We start from the raw sequence: 4,050 nt of genomic DNA on the forward strand, positions 1-4,050 counted from the left end.
ATCTACCACCGTCACTACTGCATCTAGAGACAGATGGCTTTTCATATCTTCATCAACGAAAAACGTCTGAATAACTTTTATCATAACCAGAAGGGAAGTCCTCTGTTAAAATGAGAATCATTATCTAAATATCATATCGTCTTTCACAGGTACTTCCTTCTGCCCATTGGATGTTAGATTTTTTAATTTGTCACAAAAGAGCGATCGCTTATCCTAAAAGGATGGTTGCACTGTGCCAAAATTATTGATAATGATTTTTTTGGGACAATCCGGTAAGCAAAGCCATACCGTCAGGCTTATCGCCTACCTATACTTGCAACTCAAAAATAGCTGAAGCTATTGTCAATGAACACTTGGTAAAAGGTAATAAAGTTATTGAATATTGCTATCCACCAGATTCCGTATAAATTAGGACTTACGCAGATAAAAATTTGTGAATCTGACATAAACAAAACGGTTAGGTAGAAAAAGAGGCATGGACATTGTTGAAACGGAACAATGGAAGGGATATACCTTCACCCCAGAAAATAGGTTGACGGGAGATGGAAACGTAAAACTTAACTATCAGCAGAATTGGAAACTCTAGCTTTGCTCAACATCAACAGCAGCAAGAAGCGAAGGAAAGTTGTGAGCATTCGGTGAATGCATTGCCTGAATTCCCAAATTAGCGCGATTGATTAAATCTGCACTCGTAGGAATAACATGACCAACTCTATCTAAAACTGATTGATTAAAATTGAATCCATTCAAGTTAAACGCCATCGTACTTACACCTAGCGCTGTAAACCAAATTCCAATAGTTGGTAGCAGCACCAACCAAAGGTGGATAGCACGCTTAGTACGCACGGCCAAACTACGAAAGGTTAAGCGTCCGAAGAAAGCAGCATGACTGGCAAGTAAGTTGTAAGTTTCTGCCTCCTGACCAAACTTGTACCCAGCATTAGCAGATTCTATGTCGCTTGTCTCTCGTACCAAACTTGATGTTACTAAAGAACCATGCAATGCACTCAGCAAAGAACCACCAAAAACACCAGCAACACCCAACATATGAAAAGGATGCATCAAGATATTATGGTCAGCTTGGAAAGTCAGCATAAAGTGGAAGGTGCCAGTAATTCCTAAAGGCATTCCCTCAGAAAAACTACCTTGTCCAATGGGATAGATGAGAAAAATGGCAGTTGCAGCCGCAGCAGGAGCAGAAAAAGCAACAGGAACCCAAGGACGCATTCCTAGACGATAACTTAATTCCCACATCCGCCCTAGATAGCACCAAACACCGATAAGAAAATGAAACACGATTAACTGGTAAGGACCCCCGTTGTAGAGCCATTCATCAATATTCCCAGCTGCCCAAAGCGGGTAGAAATGCAGCCCAACCGCAGCAGAGGTAGGTATCACAGTAGCTGTGATGATATTGTTACCACCTAAGATTGAGCCTGCAATTGGTTCCCGAATCCCATCCATATCTACAGGAGGTGCGACAGCAAAGGCCAGGATGAAACAAATAGCAGCTGCCAAGAGGGTAGGAATCATCAGCACCCCAAACCAACCGATATAAATCCGGTTATCCACGCTGGTAATCCAGTCACAAAAGTTCTCCCAGCGCTTGAGTATCGCTAGTTCACGAGACTGTTGAATGATTTCGTTCATCTGCAAGACTCCTATTATTAAATTTTTTCACCAGCTTATTCTCATATTTATCTCATTTTATTCTCATATTTGTCTCATAATTTATATAAATTCATATTTTATCAGCACAGTTTTACCTGTAAACCCTGAAAAATCAAGCTTTTTAGATGCATAACTCAGGTGTAATGTATGGATAATTTTTCTCATTTTTGTTTCATTTTTACCTGCCCTATGGTAGGGTCATTTAAAAATGAGAAAATTATGAAAATAAGTAAATGAAAATAACTTTCAACAGTTTCCCAACACGACTATCGGCTGTTGCATCTGGGCTATTATTAGGTTTTTGGCTGAGTGGATGCAGTTCCACGCCTCCTGATGACCAGTCCCAGGTAAGCGCTACGCCCCAGGCTACCAATGCTGTGAATCCGGCGAAGAAAGACAAAAAGGTGATTTTGACTACTTTCACTGTCATTGCAGACATTGCACAAAACGTAGCAGGTGACAAGGCGATTGTGGAATCAATTGTGAAGCCAGGTGCGGAAATTCACGGTTATGAACCGACACCTAGCGATTTAGTTAGGGCGAAATCAGCTGACCTCATCTTGGATAATGGTCTGAATTTGGAACGCTGGGCAGAGAAATTTTACAATAGCGTTCCCAAAGTTCCCCATATTACTTTGACTGATGGAATTGAACCTGTGGAAATTGCGGAGGATGCTTATAAAGGTAAACCTAATCCCCATGCGTGGATGTCACCGCAAAATGCTTTGATTTATGTAGAAAATATTCGCAAAGCACTCGTAAATTTAGACCCAGTGAACGCAGAAACTTACAATGCTAATGCTCAAGCATACAGTCAGAAGATTAAGGCAATTGACCAAAATGTGCGAAAAGAGGTGTCAGTTGTTCCTCAAAATCAACGCTATATGGTCAGTTGTGAGGGGGCGTTTTCCTACATCAGCCGTGACTACGGTTTGAAAGAAGTTTATCTCTGGGCGGTAAATTCAGAACAACAAGCTACTCCTAAGCAAGTGGAAAAGGTGATTAATACTGTTAAGGCAAATAAAATATCCCTCTTCTGTCACTTCCCGGGAGGGCGATCGCTATAAGCCTTATGAGACAATCAATACAAGCTATACTATTAGAAGAAAATAGGTCTTGTATTTGTTATTAGAAAAGAATCGCGCGATCGCTTGCTATACAAAAGCTCTAGGTTTTAGAAAAGGCAAATGTTTTCGGAGAGTGACAGAAGAGGGATACCTGCTGTTTTCTGTGAAAGTACGGTAAGTGATGAAGCGCAAAAAGAAGTTGCTAATGCTACAGGCGCAAAGTTTGGCGGGGTGTTCTATGTAGATTCACTCTCTCCATCAGATGGGCCAGCATCGACTTATCTCAAGTTACTTGAATATAACGTGAACACACTGATTAAGGGGTTACAGGGGAATTAGGGAGATGAGGGAGAAATGACAAATGACCAATGACAACTGACAAAGGACAAATGATTATGCACTCAATCAGTATTGATGTTGAAAATGTCACGGTTTCTTACCACGGCAAGGTGGCTTTGCATGGTGCTTCTGTGCAACTTAAAGCTAGTTCAATTTGTGGGTTAGTGGGGATGAATGGTAGCGGAAAATCAACGCTATTTAAAGCAATTATGGGGTTTGTGAAGCCGATAACGGGCAGGGTGTTAATTAATGGTTTGCCTATCAGAATGGTACAAAAAAATAACCTGGTGGCTTATGTACCACAGTCGGAAGAGGTGGACTGGAATTTCCCGGTGAGTGTCCATGATGTGGTGATGATGGGGCGCTATGGGTATATGAATATATTGAGGATTCCTTCGGTTCAAGATAAACGAGTGGTGAGGGAAAGTTTGGAGAGAGTAGAGATGTGGTCAATGCGCGATCGCCAAATTGGAGAACTCTCTGGTGGACAAAAAAAACGTGCCTTCTTTGCGCGGGCTTTGGCACAACAGGGAACAGTCCTGCTGTTAGATGAACCCTTCACCGGGGTAGATATTAAAACCGAAAAAACTATGATTGACTTATTACTTAAATTGCGACAACAAGGTCATACAATTTTGATTTCTACCCATGATTTGGCATCAATCACCAGTTTTTGTAACCAAGTCATTTTGATCAATCGTACTATCTTAGCTTACGGTAATACTTCTGAAGTTTTTACAGAAGAAAATTTGTCTCGTACCTTTGGCGGTTCGCTGGGTGATTTGACGCTGAGTAAAAGTCGTTTAACTAGTAAAAATGAGGAGGAAATGTAATGGAATTACTACAGTGGTTTACCGTTCCCTTGCAAAATGAATTTATGGTCAAGGCAATTCTCGTTAGTGCCTTAGTTGGTGTGGTTTGTTCAGTGTTATCTTGTTATATGACCCTGAAAGGTTGGGCATTGATGGGGGAT

Annotated in this window: 5 protein-coding genes; 4 read left to right on the forward strand and 1 reads right to left on the reverse strand. The window is 41.1% G+C overall.

What is annotated here, in order from left to right:
- Positions 1-582 precede the first annotated feature (582 nt).
- Entirely contained in the window at positions 583-1,650 is a 1,068-nt protein-coding gene (gene psbA / locus LC574_RS29505; RefSeq protein WP_229457173.1) for a photosystem II q(b) protein, read from the reverse strand.
- A 254-nt stretch (positions 1,651-1,904) separates the two neighbouring features.
- Between psbA and LC574_RS29510 the strand changes: the two genes are divergently transcribed.
- The 4 genes from LC574_RS29510 to LC574_RS29525 form a co-directional block, all read left to right on the forward strand.
- Positions 1,905-2,738 (forward strand): metal ABC transporter solute-binding protein, Zn/Mn family, encoded by an 834-nt coding sequence (locus tag LC574_RS29510; RefSeq protein ID WP_306422173.1) that lies wholly within the window; start codon positions 1,905-1,907, stop codon positions 2,736-2,738.
- A gap of 120 nt (positions 2,739-2,858) precedes the next feature.
- Positions 2,859-3,077: a metal ABC transporter solute-binding protein, Zn/Mn family gene (locus LC574_RS29515; RefSeq protein WP_306422174.1), complete on the forward strand. Its 219-nt coding sequence runs from the start codon at positions 2,859-2,861 to the stop codon at positions 3,075-3,077.
- A 56-nt stretch (positions 3,078-3,133) separates the two neighbouring features.
- Positions 3,134-3,910 (forward strand): metal ABC transporter ATP-binding protein, encoded by a 777-nt coding sequence (locus tag LC574_RS29520; RefSeq protein WP_229457174.1) that lies wholly within the window; start codon positions 3,134-3,136, stop codon positions 3,908-3,910.
- The coding region (locus tag LC574_RS29525; protein ID WP_229457175.1) for a metal ABC transporter permease at positions 3,910-4,050 on the forward strand (141 nt) is incomplete at its 3' end. The genes LC574_RS29520 and LC574_RS29525, both read left to right, overlap by 1 nt.

Origin of the sequence: Nostoc sp. CHAB 5715 (assembly GCF_020829685.1) — a bacterium.
Lineage (GTDB): Bacteria > Cyanobacteriota > Cyanobacteriia > Cyanobacteriales > Nostocaceae > Nostoc.